The organism is Rhizobium sp. FY34 (genome assembly GCF_005222845.1).
Taxonomy (GTDB): domain Bacteria; phylum Pseudomonadota; class Alphaproteobacteria; order Rhizobiales; family Rhizobiaceae; genus Neorhizobium.
In genome coordinates this window covers 212338-228041 of record NZ_STFZ01000006.1, presented here as the reverse complement: position 1 = coordinate 228041, position 15704 = coordinate 212338, and the positions used below count along the sequence as shown (strand labels likewise).

The 15704-nt window shown below is 61.5% G+C and carries 19 protein-coding genes; 8 read left to right on the top strand and 11 right to left on the bottom strand.

Annotated elements, in window-relative coordinates:
• Position 1: 1 nt before the first annotated feature.
• From E8M77_RS04400 to sdhC, 5 genes are read right to left on the bottom strand one after another with little or no spacing between them, the layout of a single operon-like run.
• A complete protein-coding gene (locus tag E8M77_RS04400; RefSeq protein WP_137129399.1) occupies positions 2-781 on the bottom strand; it encodes a succinate dehydrogenase iron-sulfur subunit in 780 nt (259 codons plus the stop codon).
• A gap of 9 nt (positions 782-790) precedes the next feature.
• Positions 791-1132, bottom strand: a complete 342-nt coding sequence (locus E8M77_RS04395) for a succinate dehydrogenase (protein ID WP_137129398.1) — start codon at positions 1130-1132, stop codon at positions 791-793.
• 1 nt (position 1133) lies between these two features.
• Complete coding sequence (sdhA, locus tag E8M77_RS04390) at positions 1134-2975, bottom strand: succinate dehydrogenase flavoprotein subunit (RefSeq protein WP_137129397.1); 1842 nt, start codon at positions 2973-2975, stop codon at positions 1134-1136.
• Positions 2976-2988: 13 nt separating this feature from the next.
• Positions 2989-3363, bottom strand: coding sequence for a succinate dehydrogenase, hydrophobic membrane anchor protein (gene sdhD / locus E8M77_RS04385; protein WP_137129396.1), 375 nt, complete (start codon positions 3361-3363; stop codon positions 2989-2991).
• 12 nt (positions 3364-3375) lie between these two features.
• On the bottom strand, positions 3376-3768 hold the full coding sequence (gene sdhC / locus E8M77_RS04380) for a succinate dehydrogenase, cytochrome b556 subunit (RefSeq protein ID WP_137129395.1): 393 nt from the start codon (positions 3766-3768) through the stop codon (positions 3376-3378).
• 300 nt (positions 3769-4068) lie between these two features.
• Here sdhC and E8M77_RS04375 point away from each other — a divergent pair, with 300 nt between their 5' ends.
• Positions 4069-4554: a hypothetical protein gene (locus E8M77_RS04375; RefSeq protein WP_137129394.1), complete on the top strand. Its 486-nt coding sequence runs from the start codon at positions 4069-4071 to the stop codon at positions 4552-4554.
• A gap of 4 nt (positions 4555-4558) precedes the next feature.
• Here E8M77_RS04375 and E8M77_RS04370 read toward each other — a convergent pair whose 3' ends face one another.
• From E8M77_RS04370 to tsaD, 5 genes are read right to left on the bottom strand one after another with little or no spacing between them, the layout of a single operon-like run.
• Positions 4559-5203, bottom strand: coding sequence for a methyltransferase (locus tag E8M77_RS04370; protein WP_137129393.1), 645 nt, complete (start codon positions 5201-5203; stop codon positions 4559-4561).
• Positions 5204-5212: 9 nt separating this feature from the next.
• Positions 5213-5656 (bottom strand): EVE domain-containing protein, encoded by a 444-nt coding sequence (locus tag E8M77_RS04365; RefSeq protein ID WP_137129392.1) that lies wholly within the window; start codon positions 5654-5656, stop codon positions 5213-5215.
• A 7-nt stretch (positions 5657-5663) separates the two neighbouring features.
• Entirely contained in the window at positions 5664-5960 is a 297-nt protein-coding gene (locus E8M77_RS04360; RefSeq protein ID WP_137129391.1) for a YciI-like protein, read from the bottom strand.
• A 23-nt stretch (positions 5961-5983) separates the two neighbouring features.
• Entirely contained in the window at positions 5984-6973 is a 990-nt protein-coding gene (locus tag E8M77_RS04355; protein ID WP_137129390.1) for an NAD(P)H-dependent glycerol-3-phosphate dehydrogenase, read from the bottom strand.
• Positions 6970-8064: a tRNA (adenosine(37)-N6)-threonylcarbamoyltransferase complex transferase subunit TsaD gene (gene tsaD / locus E8M77_RS04350; protein ID WP_137129501.1), complete on the bottom strand. Its 1095-nt coding sequence runs from the start codon at positions 8062-8064 to the stop codon at positions 6970-6972. Before tsaD ends, E8M77_RS04355 begins: the two co-directional genes overlap by 4 nt.
• A gap of 73 nt (positions 8065-8137) precedes the next feature.
• Between tsaD and hemC the strand changes: the two genes are divergently transcribed.
• The 6 genes from hemC to E8M77_RS04320 all read left to right on the top strand — a co-directional run bounded on the left by hemC (position 8138) and on the right by E8M77_RS04320 (position 14022).
• Complete coding sequence (gene hemC, locus E8M77_RS04345) at positions 8138-9067, top strand: hydroxymethylbilane synthase (RefSeq protein ID WP_137129389.1); 930 nt, start codon at positions 8138-8140, stop codon at positions 9065-9067.
• A 17-nt stretch (positions 9068-9084) separates the two neighbouring features.
• A complete protein-coding gene (locus E8M77_RS04340) occupies positions 9085-9795 on the top strand; it encodes a uroporphyrinogen-III synthase (protein WP_170975740.1) in 711 nt (236 codons plus the stop codon).
• A gap of 110 nt (positions 9796-9905) precedes the next feature.
• A complete protein-coding gene (locus E8M77_RS04335; RefSeq protein WP_246659118.1) occupies positions 9906-11126 on the top strand; it encodes a mitofilin family membrane protein in 1221 nt (406 codons plus the stop codon).
• A gap of 10 nt (positions 11127-11136) precedes the next feature.
• Complete coding sequence (locus E8M77_RS04330) at positions 11137-12762, top strand: heme biosynthesis protein HemY (RefSeq protein WP_137129386.1); 1626 nt, start codon at positions 11137-11139, stop codon at positions 12760-12762.
• An 8-nt stretch (positions 12763-12770) separates the two neighbouring features.
• Positions 12771-13247, top strand: coding sequence for a TerB family tellurite resistance protein (locus E8M77_RS04325; RefSeq protein ID WP_137129385.1), 477 nt, complete (start codon positions 12771-12773; stop codon positions 13245-13247).
• Positions 13248-13257: 10 nt separating this feature from the next.
• A complete protein-coding gene (locus E8M77_RS04320) occupies positions 13258-14022 on the top strand; it encodes a glutamine amidotransferase (RefSeq protein ID WP_137129384.1) in 765 nt (254 codons plus the stop codon).
• A gap of 6 nt (positions 14023-14028) precedes the next feature.
• Here E8M77_RS04320 and E8M77_RS04315 read toward each other — a convergent pair whose 3' ends face one another.
• Positions 14029-15270 carry an MFS transporter gene (locus E8M77_RS04315; protein WP_170975739.1) on the bottom strand — a complete coding sequence of 414 codons (1242 nt, stop codon included), beginning with the start codon at positions 15268-15270 and terminating at the stop codon, positions 14029-14031.
• A gap of 135 nt (positions 15271-15405) precedes the next feature.
• Here E8M77_RS04315 and E8M77_RS04310 point away from each other — a divergent pair, with 135 nt between their 5' ends.
• The gene (locus tag E8M77_RS04310) at positions 15406-15696 is read left to right on the top strand and encodes a YggT family protein (RefSeq protein ID WP_137129382.1); all 291 of its coding nucleotides are present in this window, start codon (positions 15406-15408) and stop codon (positions 15694-15696) included.
• The last annotated feature ends 8 nt before the right edge of the window (positions 15697-15704 follow it).

Genomic DNA, 15704 nt, shown 5'->3' with positions numbered 1-15704 from the left:
GTCAGACTCGACGCTCGACCATCATCTTCTTGATTTCGGCGATGGCCTTGGCCGGGTTCAGACCCTTTGGACAGGTCTGGGCGCAGTTCATGATCGTGTGGCAACGATAGAGACGGAAGGGATCTTCCAGATTGTCCAATCGCTCACCCTTGGCTTCGTCTCGGCTATCGATCAGCCAACGATAGGCCTGCAGCAGGACGGCAGGACCGAGATAGCGGTCGCCATTCCACCAGTAGCTCGGACAGGACGTCGAGCAGCAGGCGCACAGGATGCACTCGTAAAGACCATCCAGCTTCTGGCGGTCCTCATGGCTCTGCTTCCATTCCTTGGCCGGCGGCGGAGATACCGTCTTCAGCCAGGGCTCGATGGAACGGTGCTGGGCATAGAAATTGGTCAGATCCGGCACCAGATCCTTCACCACCGGCATATGCGGCAGCGGATAGACCTTCACGGTGCCCTTCACATCGTCCATGCCCTTGGTGCAGGCCAACGTATTGGCACCATCGATGTTCATGGCGCAGGAACCGCAAATGCCTTCGCGGCAGGAGCGTCGCAGCGTCAGCGTTGGATCGATATTGTTCTTGATATAGAGCAGACCATCGAGAACCATCGGGCCGCAATCGTCTACGTCGATATAGAATGTATCGATGCTCGGATTCTGGCCGTCATCCGGGTTCCAACGGTAGATACGGAATTCCCGGACGTTCTGGGCGCCGGCCGGCTTTGGCCAGACCTTACCCTCAGTCATCTGGGAGTTTTTCGGGAGAGCGAGTTCTACCATGATAAAATCCTAGTTTGCCGACAGGAAGTCCGTCTTCACATAACCCTTGCATCCGCCGAACATCGCGTTGCTGGCCCGAACCATGGCAACCGATTCGGCACGCTCAAGCACCTCAGCTTTGGTGCCGGGGCGCACGATGCAGGCAAGTTCTTTTGACATGAACTGGTTATCGATCACCAAAGATTCGTGGGCGCCCTTGGCTGCCTTCGCCGATTTCCAGACGCCAACTTCGTTGCTGGTGCGCGCCTCAATCCCGCCGGGAGCGCGCAGCTTGTATGACTCCGCGGCGATCAAAGGCTGCGCATCGACAACAGCGGCGATTACAAGCGAAAGAAAGGCAATCTTCCGCATCTCAGTACACACGCGCCTTCGGTTCGATCTTTGCAGGATCAATACCACCGGTCAGAAGTTCTGTGTGCACCGGACGGTAATCAAGCTTCACGTCACCGGCTTCGGAGACCCAGGCCAGCGAATGCTTGCGCCAGGTCACGTCATCACGACCGGCAAAGGCGCCATCCGTGTAATCCTCGCGGGCGTGGCTGCCACGGCTCTCCTTGCGCGCTTCGGCGCTGTAGACAGTCGTGATGGCATTGGCCATGAGGTTTTGCAGTTCCAACGTCTCGACCAGATCCGAGTTCCAGATCATCGAACGGTCGGTGACCTTCAGATCCTTCATCTCGCCCCAGATCGCCGACAGGCGCTTGCAGCCCGATTCCAGCGATTCCTGCGTGCGGAACACGGCGGCATCATCCTGCATGGCGCGCTGCATCTTGTCGCGCAGCACCGCTGTCGGCGTTGCACCCGAGGCATGACGCAGACCGTCGAAACGATCCATGATCTTGTCGCAGGCGGCGACATTGAGGGCCGGCACCGGAGACACGCGATCGATGACCTGACCGGCGCGGATAGCGGCCGCGCGGCCAAACACCACGAGATCGATCAACGAATTGGAGCCGAGACGGTTTGCCCCATGCACGGATGCACACCCGGCTTCGCCAACGGCCATCAGGCCCGGCAGCAGCCGTTCCGGATTGTTGCTATCGGCGTTCAGCACTTCGCCCCAATAGTTCGTCGGAATGCCGCCCATATTGTAGTGAACGGTCGGCAGAACAGGGATCGGCTCGCGCGTCACGTCAACGCCGGCAAAGATCTTGGCGCTCTCGGAAATCCCCGGCAGGCGCTCATGCAGAACAGCCGGGTCGAGATGGTCGAGATGCAGGAAGATGTGGTCCTTGTTCTTGCCAACGCCACGGCCTTCGCGGATTTCCAGCGTCATGCAACGGGAGACCACGTCACGCGAGGCAAGATCCTTGGCGGACGGCGCATAGCGTTCCATGAAACGCTCGCCTTCGGAATTGACGAGGTAACCGCCTTCGCCGCGCGCACCTTCTGTGATCAGACAGCCGGAGCCGTAGATGCCGGTCGGGTGGAACTGCACGAATTCCATGTCCTGCAGCGGCAGGCCGGCACGCGCCACCATGCCGCCACCGTCGCCGGTGCAGGTATGGGCAGAGGTTGCCGAGAAATAGGCGCGGCCGTAACCGCCGGTCGCCAGAACCACCATCTTGGCCGCAAAGCGGTGAATGGTGCCGTCATCGAGGTTCCAGGCTACGACGCCCGTGCAGCGGCCATCATCCGACATGATGAGGTCGAGCGCGAAATATTCGATGAAGAATTCGGCATTGTGCTTCAGCGACTGGCCGTAGAGCGTGTGCAGAATGGCGTGGCCGGTACGGTCGGCAGCGGCACAGGTGCGCTGCACCGGTGGGCCGGCGCCGAAATTCTGCATATGGCCGCCGAACGGACGCTGGTAGATCTTGCCTTCCTCGTTACGCGAGAAGGGCACGCCGTAATGTTCCAGCTCATAGACGGCCTTGGGCGCTTCCATGACCATGTACTGCATGGCATCGACGTCGCCGAGCCAGTCAGAACCCTTCACGGTATCGTAAAGGTGCCACTGCCAACTGTCCGGCGTCATGTTCTGCAGCGAGGCTGCAATGCCACCCTGCGCCGCAACCGTGTGGCTGCGGGTGGGGAAAACCTTGGTGATGCAGGCCGTCTTGAAGCCCTGCTCGGCCATGCCAAGCGTCGCGCGAAGGCCAGCGCCGCCAGCGCCCACGACAATCACGTCATAGGAATGGTCGACATAGGTATAGGCCTTGCCGGTCTGCGAAAGGGGAGTGATCGATGCCATGACGAGATGAACCTCAGAATGCGATCTTCAAGGCGGCGAAAAGACAGAGACCGCCGACCAGAAGCGAGAAGAACGAGTTGAGCACCAGGAGTGCAAGCTTCATCACTTCCGAATGAATGTAATCCTGGATGATCTCTTCCATGCCCAGCTTCATGTGCACGATGCTGGCAATAATCGTCAGCGCATTGATGGTCGCGACGAAGGGATTGGAAAGAGCAGAGACGACATCAGCATAGGGCTTGCCTGCATACATGATCAGGAAAACCACATAGAACAGCATGAGCGGAACAAGCGCCACCGAAGTGGTGCGTATCTTCCAGAAGTGATCGGTGCCGCTCTTTGCTGAGCCAAGGCCCCGAACCTTCCCGAGGGGAGTGCGCATATCCATAAAGTCAGCTCCTCAGCGAACGATCAGCACAACCGCCCAGACAAGGACGGTCAGAGCAATGGAGGCCACCAGATTGGCCTTGGCGAGCAGCGTCGCGAAATCCTTGTCAAAGCCGTAGCCAAGGTCCCACATCAGGTGACGCAGACCACCGATCAGGTGGTGCAGCATTGCCCAGGTGTAACCGAACAGAATAAGCTGACCTACGATGGAACCGAAGAACCAGTTCACATAGGCGAAGTATTCTTCGCCCGATGCGGCGGCAATCAACCAGGCCGCGACCAGAACCGTGCCAAAATACAGTGCGCCGCCGGTAATGCGGTGCATGATCGACATGGCCATGGTGGGTACAAAACGATAAATTTGCAAATGCGGCGACAGCGGCCGGTTTTTTGTCATATTCGCCATCATATCCTCGCGGCGTTCGGTGCGCATTCACGCGGGAGCGCGTCCGGCAATGCACCATGCCGAAGATATGTGCATTGCATCATCGGGTGATTTATCCATCGAACTGGCAGATCACAAGCCAAATTCAGAAGGATTTTAAATTTAATCGATTGGGGTCTCCAGCACCCCGCAGACTTCAGTCTTATCACGGCGGCCATTAACTGATGACGCAGAAAATCTTTCACTTTTTCACCAAGTTAGGATCCATTGAATACGGTTTGTGTTAACGTTGCGTTAACCACACGAACCGGAGCTCGCACCATGCTGGCGAAGTCTTTGAAAGTCGGCCTGTTTGTCGCCCTCGTTGTTCTGGCTGCGACCAGTTTCTCCAAGGCCGGCGAACGTGTTTCCGCTCGCCATGAATACACGGGCAGCAGAAGCGATAGCACTTCTCGGTCGGATATGCATCGACAGACAGCGGACAACCGCGACAGATTCGCGCAGGATCGGCAAAGAACCCGCCATGACGGCCAGAACCGTCAACGCGACGTGGTGGGAGGCGATGGCCTGCCTTCGGTGGTTGGCGGGCTCGGCACGTTTTCGGGCGGCATTTCCGCTGTGCGGCTGAAGGGCAATGGCATCTATATAGCCAGCGACGTCGATATCACCCGCGATCCGCGCCTGCCCTTTGGGGCGCCCAGCGTGAAGATCATCACCGTGGCCGAGGATTTTGCCGACACGCAGTTTGACGCCTCGAATGCCTGCGCCTATGAGAACGGCATCTGCATTATCCGCGGCAGCAACTGACCGGTCAGGTGAACCGCCAGACGGTGGTCTTCTTGACTTCGCTGTCTTCCAAGGCTCGCGTGACGGGCACCTGATAGGTGGCGAGCGGCTCCAGCCGCTCCTTCGGCAGATAGGCACGACCGGGATCACCGACGATCACCTGCCCTCCCCGATCCGCAATCCCGGTAAACCAGGGCAGAAGCTCTGCGGCAAAAGCACGGTCATAGAAGACATCGCCGGCCAGCACGACATCCTGCTCTATCGGCAGGCCGATGAGGTTGTGTGAGGTGAAATCGACGGAAACGCCATTCGCCTGGCTGTTCAGCGCAACAGCAGCCTGCGCCCATGGGTCGATATCGGCGGCCAGCACGTGGGCGGCACCGGCCATGCGGGCGCAGATCCCCACAAGACCAGAGCCTGCGGCGAAATCCAGAACCGACCTGCCAAGCACGATATGCGGATGATCGAGCACGTAACGCGCCAACCCCTGACCACCCGCCCAGGCAAAGGCCCAGAAGGGCGGCGGAAGACCGATCTGTTCCAGATCCTCTTCCGTTTTCAGCCAGAGATCATGCGCCTCGTCAGCCAGATGCAGCCGGATCTCCGGCACATGCGGCGGAGATCCGAGGCTGGTATTGGCCAGAATGAAGGCGCGCGGCTCGGTCTTCAGGCCGACCTCCTATTCGGCAGGAGATAGAGGCGGGTTGTCGAGCCCGCCCATGCGGCAGACCTCGAAATACTCCTCTTCCGTCACCGGCTGAACCGAAAGCCGCATGGAGGTGACCAGCGCCATCTTTTCAAGGCGCGGATTGGCCTTCACATCCTTGAGCGACACGGGCCTCGGCATATCGCAGACCGCACGGATATCCACGCAGTCCCAGCGCAGATCGCCTTCCGCCGTGGAATCGGGATGCGAGAGCGCGCAGACCTCGACCACGCCAACGACCTCCAACCCCTCATTGGAGTGGTAGAAGAAGCCCTTGTCGCCAATCTTCATGCTGCGCATGTTGTTGCGCGCCAGATAGTTGCGTACGCCTGTCCATTCCTCGCCAACCGCGCCCTTGGCCTTCTGCATTTCCCAGGACCATTTGAAGGGTTCGGACTTGTAGAGCCAGTATGCCATGCGCGCTTCAAGCCTCCGGCTTGTTGAAGACCCAGTTGAAGGCCCTGACCTCGACGGACTGGAAAAGACCGGCCTTCGTATAGGGATCGGCATCAGCGATGGAACGCGCCTCTTCGATGGTCTCGGCCTCGACGATCACCAGGCTGCCATTCGGCTTGCCGTCGCTATCGAGAAAGGGGCCGGCCATTTTCAGCACGCCGGATGCGTTCAGCGCGTTCAGATGCTCGACATGCGCGGGGCGGGTATCCATGCGGACGTTGAGGTGGCCGGGCTTGTCGGCGCATACGAAGGCGAAGAGGGCCATGGGTTCGTTCTCCTGTCTCTCGGTTATTCCGTGGTGATCGGTCGTGACATCAGCTGGTCCATCGCTTCTCGAACGCCAAGCTGGCCCTCGATGATGGCCGCCACCGCATCGGTAATCGGCAATTCCACCTGATGCCGTTCGGCAAGGCGCGCGGCAATGGCCGCCGTATAGGCACCTTCGATCAGCGCGCCGCCGGACATATCTGCCGGCTGCCCTTGCCCAAGCCCAATGCCGAAGCGCAGATTGCGCGACTGGTGGCTGGTGGCCGTCAGAACCAGATCGCCAAGACCGGAAAGGCCGCGCACGGTTTCCGCCTGTCCACCCATGGCGGTCACGAGGCGCGACATTTCGGCAAGCCCGCGGGCAATCAGTGCTGCACGGGCTGAATCGCCCAGACCCGCGCCCTCCACGACACCGCAGGCAATAGCCAGGACATTTTTCAAGGCGCCACCCAGCTGCACGCCGGCGCGATCCGTCGAGGCATAGAGCCTAAAGGTACGACCAGACAGACTATGCGCCAGACGCTCGGCGGTTGCCGTATCTTCGGCAGCCACTGCCATCGCCGTCGGCAGGCCACGGGCAATATCGGCGGCAAAGCCGGGACCGGAAAGAACCGCGATCGGGTGATGCGGCAGGTCCTGTTCCAGCACTTGCGTCAACAGGCGCCCGCTTGATCGCTCAATGCCCTTGGCACAGCTGACGATGACGGCATCAGCCGCCAAATAGGGGCCGTAATGGCGTGCGGCATCGCCATGCGCCTGGGATGGCATGGCAAACAGCACGATGCCAGCTGCCTGCAGGGCCTCCGGCTCGGCTGAGAATTGCAACATATCCGGCAAGGTGACGCCCGGAAGGGCTGCGTGATGCGCCCGATCATTACGCAGATCCGCCATCAGCGAGGCATCGCGGCCAATCAGCGTCACATCCGCTTTGCCTTCCAGCGCAATGACGGTGGCCAGCGCCGTGCCGAAGGCGCCGGCCCCGATAACAGCAATCGTGTCACGTCCGCTCATGCCTTGGCTCCACGTTTTCCAAATCCGATCAGGGTCTTGGCATCCTGGTCCAGCGGCCAGCGCGACCGGGGCGCAACAGAAATCTCATCGGCAGGAAGGCCCGCCGCCATGCGCTCAAGCCCCGCCCAGGCAATCATCGCCGCATTATCGGTGCAAAGGCTGATGGGCGGCGCGACGAAGCGGAAATGCTGCGTGTCGCACAGGTCCTGCAGCGTGGTGCGGATCACCTGATTTGCGGCAACCCCACCGGCCACCACCAATGCGGGCTGCGGCATCTGGGGAAAGCGCTCGCGAAAACGGGCAAGACCGCGACCGATACGGTCCTTCAGGGTGCGCGATATCGCATGCTGGAAGGAGGCACAGATATCGGCAATATCCTGTTCGGTCAGCGGCTGGATGGCGGTTGCTGCCTGGCGCACGGCCGTCTTCAGGCCGGAAAAGGAAAAATCAAGCCGGGCTTCGCCGACCAGCGGCCGCGGCAGGGAAAAGCGCAAGGGATCACCGGCACGAGCGGCCTTTTCCACCGCGGGACCACCCGGATAGGGCAGGCCCAGAAGCTTTGCCGTCTTGTCGAAGGCCTCGCCCAGCGCATCATCGATCGTGGTGCCCCATCGCTCGTATTCGCCGACGCCCTTCACCAGCACAAGCTGGGTATGGCCGCCCGACACCAGCAGCATCAGATAGGGAAAATCAATGCCATCGGTCAGCCGCGCCGTCAGCGCATGGCCTTCCAGATGATTGATGGCATAGAGCGGCTTGTCAGCGGCGCGGGCAATCGCCTTGCCGGTCATCAGCCCGACCAGCAAACCGCCGATGAGACCGGGGCCGGCAGTTGCCGCCACCGCGTCGATATCGGCAAGCGTCACGCCAGCGCGGGCAAGCGCCTCTTCGACCAGCCCGTCCAGCGCTTCCACATGGGCGCGCGCGGCAATTTCCGGCACCACCCCGCCAAAGGCGCTATGCTCTTCGAGCTGCGACAAAACGACGTCGGAGACGATTTCGCCCTCGCCGTTTGCGTGGCGAACCACGACGGATGCTGCGGTTTCGTCGCAGCTGGTTTCGATGCCGAGGATGCGCAGGAAGCGGGTCATGAAGCGTTCGGATGAATTGCGATGCCAGCCAAAGCCGGTTACGAAGCTATCGCGTAACAACGGATGACTTCAGATGCAAACAAAACCTTTCCGGATCGGCACGCGCGGCAGCCCGCTGGCGCTTGCCCAGGCCTCAGAAACCCGTGCCCGGCTGATGACGGCGCATGGCCTGCCGGAAGAGATGTTCGAGATCATCGTTCTGTCCACCAAGGGTGACCGCATCACCGACCGGCCGCTTTCGGAAGTCGGCGGCAAGGGCCTATTTACCGAGGAGCTGGAAGCCCAGCTTCTGACGGGAGAGCTGGATTTTGCCGTGCATTCGTCCAAGGACATGCCGACCATGCTGCCGGCGGGACTTGAACTTTCCGCCTATCTGCCGCGCGAGGATTTCCGCGACGCCTTTATCGGGCGCAGCGCACCGACGCTGATGGCGCTGCCGGATGGCGCCGTCATCGGCTCCTCCTCGCTGCGCCGCCAGGCGCTGATCCGCAGGCGCCGGCCGGATATTTCCGTGATCACCTTCCGGGGGCTGGTGGAAACGCGGCTGCGCAAGCTGGAGGAAGGCCAGGTGGATGCCACGCTTCTGGCGCTGGCCGGCCTCAACCGCCTGTCGCTGTCAGATGTCGCGACACAGCTGATGGACCCGCAGGATTTTCCGCCGGCACCGGCGCAAGGGGCGATCTGCATCGAAAGCCGGATCGGCGACCGCCGCGTTCTGGAACTGCTGGAGGCGATCAATGACCGCGATACCTGGGATGCCGTCTCCTGCGAGCGGGCATTTCTCGCCGCCCTCGATGGCTCCTGCCGCACACCGATTGCCGGCTATGCGATCTGCGAGGGCGCGCACCTGAAATTTTCCGGTCTGATCCTGACACCGGACGGCGCGCAGGAACATGGCGTCGAGCTGGACGGCCTGCGCGACGAGGCCGGCAAGATCGGCGCCAAGGCCGGCACAATGGTGCGCGCGGCCGCCGGCTCAGGCTTCTTCAGCGATTGGACCTGACGGCCATGCGGGTGATCGTGACCCGTCCTTTAGACAGCGGGCGCCGCACGGCCGAAAAGCTGCGGCAGCTCGGTCACGAACCTGTTCTGCTGCCGCTCACCCAACCGCGCCACCACCGCGAGGCAGTGGCAGAGGCTTTGGCGACAAAGCCAGCTGCGATTGCCTTTACCAGCGCCGAAGCCATCCGTGCCGTGTCGCCGGCCGATATCGAGGCGCACGCAAAAACACCGGTCTTCACCGTGGGCGAGGCCAGCGCAGAGGCCGCCCGCAAAGCAGGCTTTCTGTCCGTCACCGCCGGCCCCGGCACCGGGGAACTGCTGGCGCAGCAACTGGCCGAAAGAGGTATCGGCGCGCTGCTTTACCTGGCCGGCTCTCCCCGTTCACCGGCATTTGAAGAGGGGCTGGTGAAGGCCGGCATACGCTTTCAAACGGTCACAGCCTATGACATGCAGGAGACGGAATGGTCTTCGGCCGAGCTTGAAAGCCTTTCCCCCCGCCCCGATGCCGTGCTGTTTTATTCAAGGCACGCCGCAAGGCTATTCTTGAGCCACAAGGACGTCAGCCAGAGGTTGGGGCATCTGTCCGGTATCCGTGCACTGTGCCTCAGCGCGCAGGTGGCCGAAGCCATTCCGGCAGGGACTGGCCTTGATGTGGCGGTTGCCGCAAACCCCACCGAAGACGACCTTCTGCTTCTTCTTTCGTCGCGTCTGGAACCAAAATCCCTCTAGCCTCTTTCCATCCACCGTCTGGCTGACTAGGTTTACAGCAGACAGTCCAGAATGAGGTTGCCATGGTTTCCGATAAGCCGCCCCGCCGTTCCCGATCGGAGAAGACACCGGTGACGATCGATCTGGCAGCCGATCAGGCAAAGCCGATCGCAGGTCCGATCAGCAGCAATGGCACAGATCCGGTGGAAACACCGCCGGTCGAGAGCGTGACTGATACACCGGCAGCAGACCGGGTTGCCGATGAGCAGACGCCGGAGCCGGCCTTTGTATCGCCCTTCGCCACTGCCAGTGCTGCAAACGAAAGTGCCAAGGAAGACACGCCGGAGACCATAGCATCGACAGCGTCTGAACCGCCCTCGCCGCCGATGGATGAGCCAATGCGCGAAATGGCGACACCGGCGCCCCAGCCGCAGCCCAAGGGCACATCGGCCTCAGCACTGGCCGCCAGCGGCATTCTGGGCGGTCTGGTTGCCCTGCTGCTGGCCGGCAGCATGCAATATGCCGGATACCTGCCCGGCCTCAACAATCAAGCGCCTGCCACCAGTTCCGCCGCGCTGGACGAATTGCGCCAGGAGGTGGCGCAATTGCGCAATGCGCCCAAGACCGCTGCAAACCCGGATCTCACCGCCCGCATCGAAGCGCTGGAAGCCAAGGCCGGCAATGGCGTGTCAAGCGATCTGGAACAACGGCTGGTCGCACTCCAGGCAGAACTTGCCAGCCTCAAATCATCGACGGAGGGGACAGCCGCCGGCACGTCTCAACTGACCGAGCGTCTCGGCGCGCTGGAAACCGAGGTCAACCAGCCGGGTGCCGAACAGGCCGTGGCCCGCGCACTGGCCGCAGCCGCCCTGAAGGCTGCAACAGAACGCGGCGGCTCCTTTGCCGCCGAACTCCAGACATTCGCACAGGTCGCGCCGGATGATCCGGCCGTTGAAGCGCTGAAGGCCTATGCCGATCAGGGCGTGCCGACCCGCGCGGACCTTGCTCGCCGGCTTCCTGCCGCCACCAATGCGATTTTCGATACGCTGAACAGACCGGACCCCAACCAGGGTATTGCCGCACGGCTAATGGCGAGTGCGCTCAGCGTCGTGAAGGTAAGGCCCGTCGGCGACGTGGCCGGCGACACACCGGAAGCCGTGGTGGCCCGCTTCGAGGAGCGGGTGAAGAATGGCGACCTGAAGGCTGCGATTGGCGAATGGAATGCGCTGCCCGAGGCCGCAAGACAGGCTTCCGCCGATTTCCGTCAGGCGCTGGATGCGCGCATCGAGGTGGAAGACCTGATGAACGGCACCCTGACGCGGGCCATGACCAGTGCCGGTTCGAACGGCTGAGGAGACCTGAATGATCCGTCTGTTTATCTTCGCGATCGTGACACTGGCGCTTGGCTGGAGCTTTTCCTGGCTGGCCGACAGGCCAGGCCTCATTTCGATCACCTGGCAGAACCAGTTGATCGAGACGAGCCTGATGGTGGCCGCCACCGTCATCGTCGCGCTGATCTTTGCCGTGATGTTCGTCTGGTGGGTGATACAGACCATCTGGACCTCGCCGCATTCCATGCGCCGCTTCTTTCGTGCGCGAAAACGTGACCGTGGCTACCAGGCCCTGTCGACGGGTCTGATCGCCGCCGGTTCCGGCAATGCGCTGCTGGCGCGCAAGATGACAGCCCGCGCCCGTGGACTGCTGCGCGCCGACCAGGAGCCATTGATCCATCTTCTGGAAGCGCAGACGGCCCTCATCGAAGGGCGCTACGAGGAAGCACGCGAAAAATTCGAAAAGATGGCCGATGATCCGGAAACCCGCGAGCTTGGCCTTCGCGGTCTCTACATGGAGGCCCGGCGCCTGGGCGCCAATGATGCCGCCCGGCAATATGCCGAGGCTGCGGTGGAAACCGCGCCCTACCTGCCCTGGGCTGCGCAAGCCACGCTCGAATATCGCTGTCAGGCCGGCCGCTGGGAGGATGCCATCCGCCTTCTCGACCAGCAGAAAATCGCCAATGTCATTGACAGGAAGCAGGGCGATCGCTGGAAGGCCGTGCTTTTGACGGCGCGTGCCACCGAGCGTCTGGAAGGCGACCCGAAAGGTGCCCGCGACGATGCCCATGCAGCACTGAAGCTGGCTAAGGATCTGGTGCCTGCCGGCATCATTGCCGCAAAAGCCTACCTTCGCGAAGATAATCTGCGCAAGGCAGCCTCGGTGCTCGAAGGCCTCTGGAAGATCAAGCCGCATCCGGATGTGGCCGCCGCCTATGTGCGGGCGCGCAGCGGCGACAGTGCCGCAGACCGTCTGAAGCGTGCCGAGAAGCTCGAAGCACTGAAGCCGAACAACCCGGAATCCCTGCTGGCAGTTGCCTCAGCGGCGCTCGACACGAAGGATTTCACCAAAGCGCGGGAAAAGGCGCAAGCCTCCCTGCGCATGGATGCGCGTGAAGCGACCTATCTTCTGCTGGCCGATATCGAGGAAAACGAAACGGGCGATCAGGGCCGCGTACGCCACTGGCTGAACCAGGCGCTTCGCGCGCCGCGCGATCCGTCCTGGGTGGCCGATGGCGTCGTCTCCGAACACTGGCTGCCGCTCTCTCCGGTAACCGGTCGTCTCGATGCCTTCGAATGGAAGCGTCCGTTCGGCCAGCTGGAAGGCCCGATCGAGGAAGGCACGCTGGCGGCGGATACCGCCATTGCCAGCCTGCCGCCAGTCAAGGAGGCCCCCATTGATCCGGTTCTGGAGCCAGTCATTTCGGCCGAGCCCGCGCCTTCGCGCAGCCAGCCCTTAACCGTCGTAGCAGGCCGGGAGGAACCAAAGGCAAAGGATGTGAAGCCTGTTGCGGCTGCCGTGGCCGTCGCAACGCCAGTCGCAAAGCCGCTACCGATCAATGGTGCCGATCCCTTCAATGGCCGTCCGCCGGATGATCCGGGTGTCAAGGACACGACAGCCATCACCGAGGCGCCAACCCGGCTCAAACTGTTTTAAGGCTGCCGATGTTCGATCGTATTCTCGATTTCTTCCAGGATCTGGCCGCAGATCGGCCGCATGACACATTTGCGCCCGATGATCCGCGTGTCGCCTTTGCCGGGCTCTGCTTCCAAGTGATGGAAGCGGATGGCCGCGTCTCGGACACGGAACGGCAGCGTCTGGAGGCGCTTTTGCGCGAGCGCTACCAGCTGGACAAGAACCAGCTTCAAGCACTGATCGAGGCGGGGCAGGAAGCAGGCTCCGAGGCAGTTGACTATTATCGGTTTACCTCCGATCTTAAACGGCATCTTGGTCCGGATGAATGCGTCGCGCTGGTGGGAGCCCTCTGGGATCTGGTCTATGCCGATGGCGAACGCAGCGAGATGGAAGATCATGTGATTTGGAGGATCGCGGATCTTCTGGGCGTGTCATCCCGTGACCGGGTCGTGGAAAGACAGAAGGTTGCTGAAAGGACCGTGGGAGGCGATACGGGAGGCGACTGAGGATAGACGAATGCTGATGACCCCTCCCCGCCGGACGGACAAGGCTCCGATCCTGATCGTTCTTCACCAGGAACGTTCCTCACCCGGAAGGGTGGGACAGATGCTGGTGGACAAGGGCTATCCGCTCGATATTCGCCGCCCGGTGCTGGGTGATCCGCTGCCCGCCACACTGGCCGACCATGCAGGCGCCGTGATCTTCGGCGGTCCGATGAGCGCCAATGATCCCGAACCCTATGTCAAAACCGAGATCGACTGGATCTCCGTGCCCCTCCGCGAAAACAAGCCCTATCTCGGCATCTGTCTCGGCGCCCAGATGCTGGTGCGCAATCTGGGCGGCAAGGTCGGTCCTGACCACGAAGGCATGACCGAGATTGGCTGGTATCCGCTACGCCCCACCGAGCATGGCAGGCTTCTGATGCACTGGCCGAAAATGGTCTATCATTTCCACCGCGAAGGCTTTGATGTGCCGCGCGGCGTGAAGCTGCTGGCCGAAGGCGATACCTATCCGCACCAGGCCATCCGCTATGGCGAGAATGCCTGGGGCGTGCAGTTCCATGCAGAGCTGACCCGCGCCATGATGCATAGCTGGGTGGTGCGCGGCGCTTCCCGCTTCGTGCTTCCCAATGCCCAGCAGGGCCGCGAACACCTGGAAGGCCGGATGTTCTTTGATGCGCCGCTGAAGGCCTGGCTTTCGGAGTTTCTCGACCTTGTCTTTCGTCGTAAAGAAGCAGAGGCCGAACGACCGGCCCTGTCGAAGCTGAGCGCGGCGGAATAAACCCGATCAGGGATTGGACGGCGCGTCGAGATTGTCAATCTTGCGCAGCTTGGGAAAGCCCAGAGCCCAGATGACGGCCACGGCCAGGGTGCCGAAACCGCCGATGACGACCGCAGGCACGGCCCCCACGACATGTGCCATCGTGCCGGCGCGAAATTCACCGAGTTCATTGGATGCGCCGACAAACACCATGTTGACCGCATTGACGCGGCCCCGAACCTCGTCCGGCGTCCACAGCATGATCAGGCTTTCGCGCACATAGACGGAAATCATGTCGGAGGCACCCATCAGCATCAGTGCCGCGATGGACAGCCACACCGTCTGCGACAATCCGAAGATGACCGTTGCAATGCCGAAGAGGGCAACGCCGCCAAACATCGCAAGGCCTGCATGCTTGCGGATCGGATAGGCTGCCAGCAGCACGGCGACAACGATGGCACCAATACCGGGAGCGGCCCGCAGGAGGCCAAGGCCCCAGGGGCCAAGGTCCAGAACATCACGGGCAAAGATCGGCATCAGCGCCACCGCACCGCCAAGCAGCACGGCAAACAAATCAAGCGAGATAGCGCCGAGCACCACTTTTTCAGAGGAGATGAAACGGAAGCCGGCAAGGATCGTCGTCCAGCTGACGGCCTTGGAGGCGGCGGTGCGCTGAGCGGGCTTTGGAATGCTGATGATCAGCACCATGGCGCCCAGCATGAACACCAGAGCCGTGGAATAGGCCGCAACCGCACTTGCACCATAAAGCAGGCCACCTGCCACCGGGCCAAGGATCGAGGCCGTCTGCCAAGAGGACGAATTCCACGCGATGGCATTCGGCAGATCCTTTTCCGGCACCAGATTGGGTGCGAGCGACTGCACCGCCGGCCCCATGAAGGCACGCTCGACGCCGAAGACGACGAGGATGGCAAAGACCGGCCAAGGCGAGAAACTGTGGGTTACCGTCAGGAAGAGAAGGGCTGCCGTGCACAGGGCTGCGAGCAGCAGGCAGGTTGCCACGATCGCACGGCGATTGTACCTGTCTGCGACAGAGCCGGTAACAAGGATCAGCAGCAGTGAGGGCAGGAACTGGAAGAGCCCGATCAGCCCGAGATAAAGCGCATTGCCAGTGACATCATACATCTGCCATCCGACCGAAACGCTGACGATCTGGGTCGCGAAGGCCGCCAAGAACCGGCAGAAGAAGAAGCGGGTGTAGGAGCTGGAACGGAACGCGGCGAAGCGATCATCGGCGGCGGTCATCGACATAGTTTCGCTTTCGGCGTCGCACGATTTGAGGAGGCGGCGCCTGTTAAACATGATTCGCCATAGGCCACGCCTCGGCTCTTGCCGCTTAAGTCACCAATGTCTACATGTCTGTCAACTAGAGATATGGAGATATGAATGCTCGCGCTGTTTCAGACTATCGACCTGGCCCTGAACCTTTACACCTGGGTCCTTATTGCCAGCGCGATCTTTTCCTGGCTCTACGCCTTCAACGTGATCAATTCCAGCAACCAGTTCGTCGGTTCGATCGGCACCATGCTGTACAATCTGACGGAACCGGCTCTGCGTCCAATCCGCCGCTTCATGCCCAATCTGGGCGGTATCGACATCTCGCCGATCATCCTTCTGCTGCTGATCTTCTTCATCCGCTCGCTGATGTGGACGACGATCGTGCCGGCGGTGATGTGACGTCCCGC

What these genes read in the sequence shown, in the direction of transcription:
- E8M77_RS04400 (WP_137129399.1), bottom strand. Translation starts at nt 781, where the DNA reads ATGGTAGAACTCGCTCTCCCGAAAAACTCCCAGATGACTGAGGGTAAG.
- E8M77_RS04395 (WP_137129398.1), bottom strand. Translation starts at nt 1,132, where the DNA reads ATGCGGAAGATTGCCTTTCTTTCGCTTGTAATCGCCGCTGTTGTCGAT.
- sdhA (WP_137129397.1), bottom strand. Translation starts at nt 2,975, where the DNA reads ATGGCATCGATCACTCCCCTTTCGCAGACCGGCAAGGCCTATACCTAT.
- sdhD (WP_137129396.1), bottom strand. Translation starts at nt 3,363, where the DNA reads ATGGATATGCGCACTCCCCTCGGGAAGGTTCGGGGCCTTGGCTCAGCA.
- sdhC (WP_137129395.1), bottom strand. Translation starts at nt 3,768, where the DNA reads ATGGCGAATATGACAAAAAACCGGCCGCTGTCGCCGCATTTGCAAATT.
- E8M77_RS04375 (WP_137129394.1), top strand. Translation starts at nt 4,069, where the DNA reads ATGCTGGCGAAGTCTTTGAAAGTCGGCCTGTTTGTCGCCCTCGTTGTT.
- E8M77_RS04365 (WP_137129392.1), bottom strand. Translation starts at nt 5,656, where the DNA reads ATGGCATACTGGCTCTACAAGTCCGAACCCTTCAAATGGTCCTGGGAA.
- E8M77_RS04360 (WP_137129391.1), bottom strand. Translation starts at nt 5,960, where the DNA reads ATGGCCCTCTTCGCCTTCGTATGCGCCGACAAGCCCGGCCACCTCAAC.
- E8M77_RS04355 (WP_137129390.1), bottom strand. Translation starts at nt 6,973, where the DNA reads ATGAGCGGACGTGACACGATTGCTGTTATCGGGGCCGGCGCCTTCGGC.
- tsaD (WP_137129501.1), bottom strand. Translation starts at nt 8,064, where the DNA reads ATGACCCGCTTCCTGCGCATCCTCGGCATCGAAACCAGCTGCGACGAA.
- hemC (WP_137129389.1), top strand. Translation starts at nt 8,138, where the DNA reads ATGCAAACAAAACCTTTCCGGATCGGCACGCGCGGCAGCCCGCTGGCG.
- E8M77_RS04330 (WP_137129386.1), top strand. Translation starts at nt 11,137, where the DNA reads ATGATCCGTCTGTTTATCTTCGCGATCGTGACACTGGCGCTTGGCTGG.
- E8M77_RS04325 (WP_137129385.1), top strand. Translation starts at nt 12,771, where the DNA reads ATGTTCGATCGTATTCTCGATTTCTTCCAGGATCTGGCCGCAGATCGG.
- E8M77_RS04320 (WP_137129384.1), top strand. Translation starts at nt 13,258, where the DNA reads ATGCTGATGACCCCTCCCCGCCGGACGGACAAGGCTCCGATCCTGATC.
- E8M77_RS04315 (WP_170975739.1), bottom strand. Translation starts at nt 15,270, where the DNA reads ATGTCGATGACCGCCGCCGATGATCGCTTCGCCGCGTTCCGTTCCAGC.
- E8M77_RS04310 (WP_137129382.1), top strand. Translation starts at nt 15,406, where the DNA reads ATGCTCGCGCTGTTTCAGACTATCGACCTGGCCCTGAACCTTTACACC.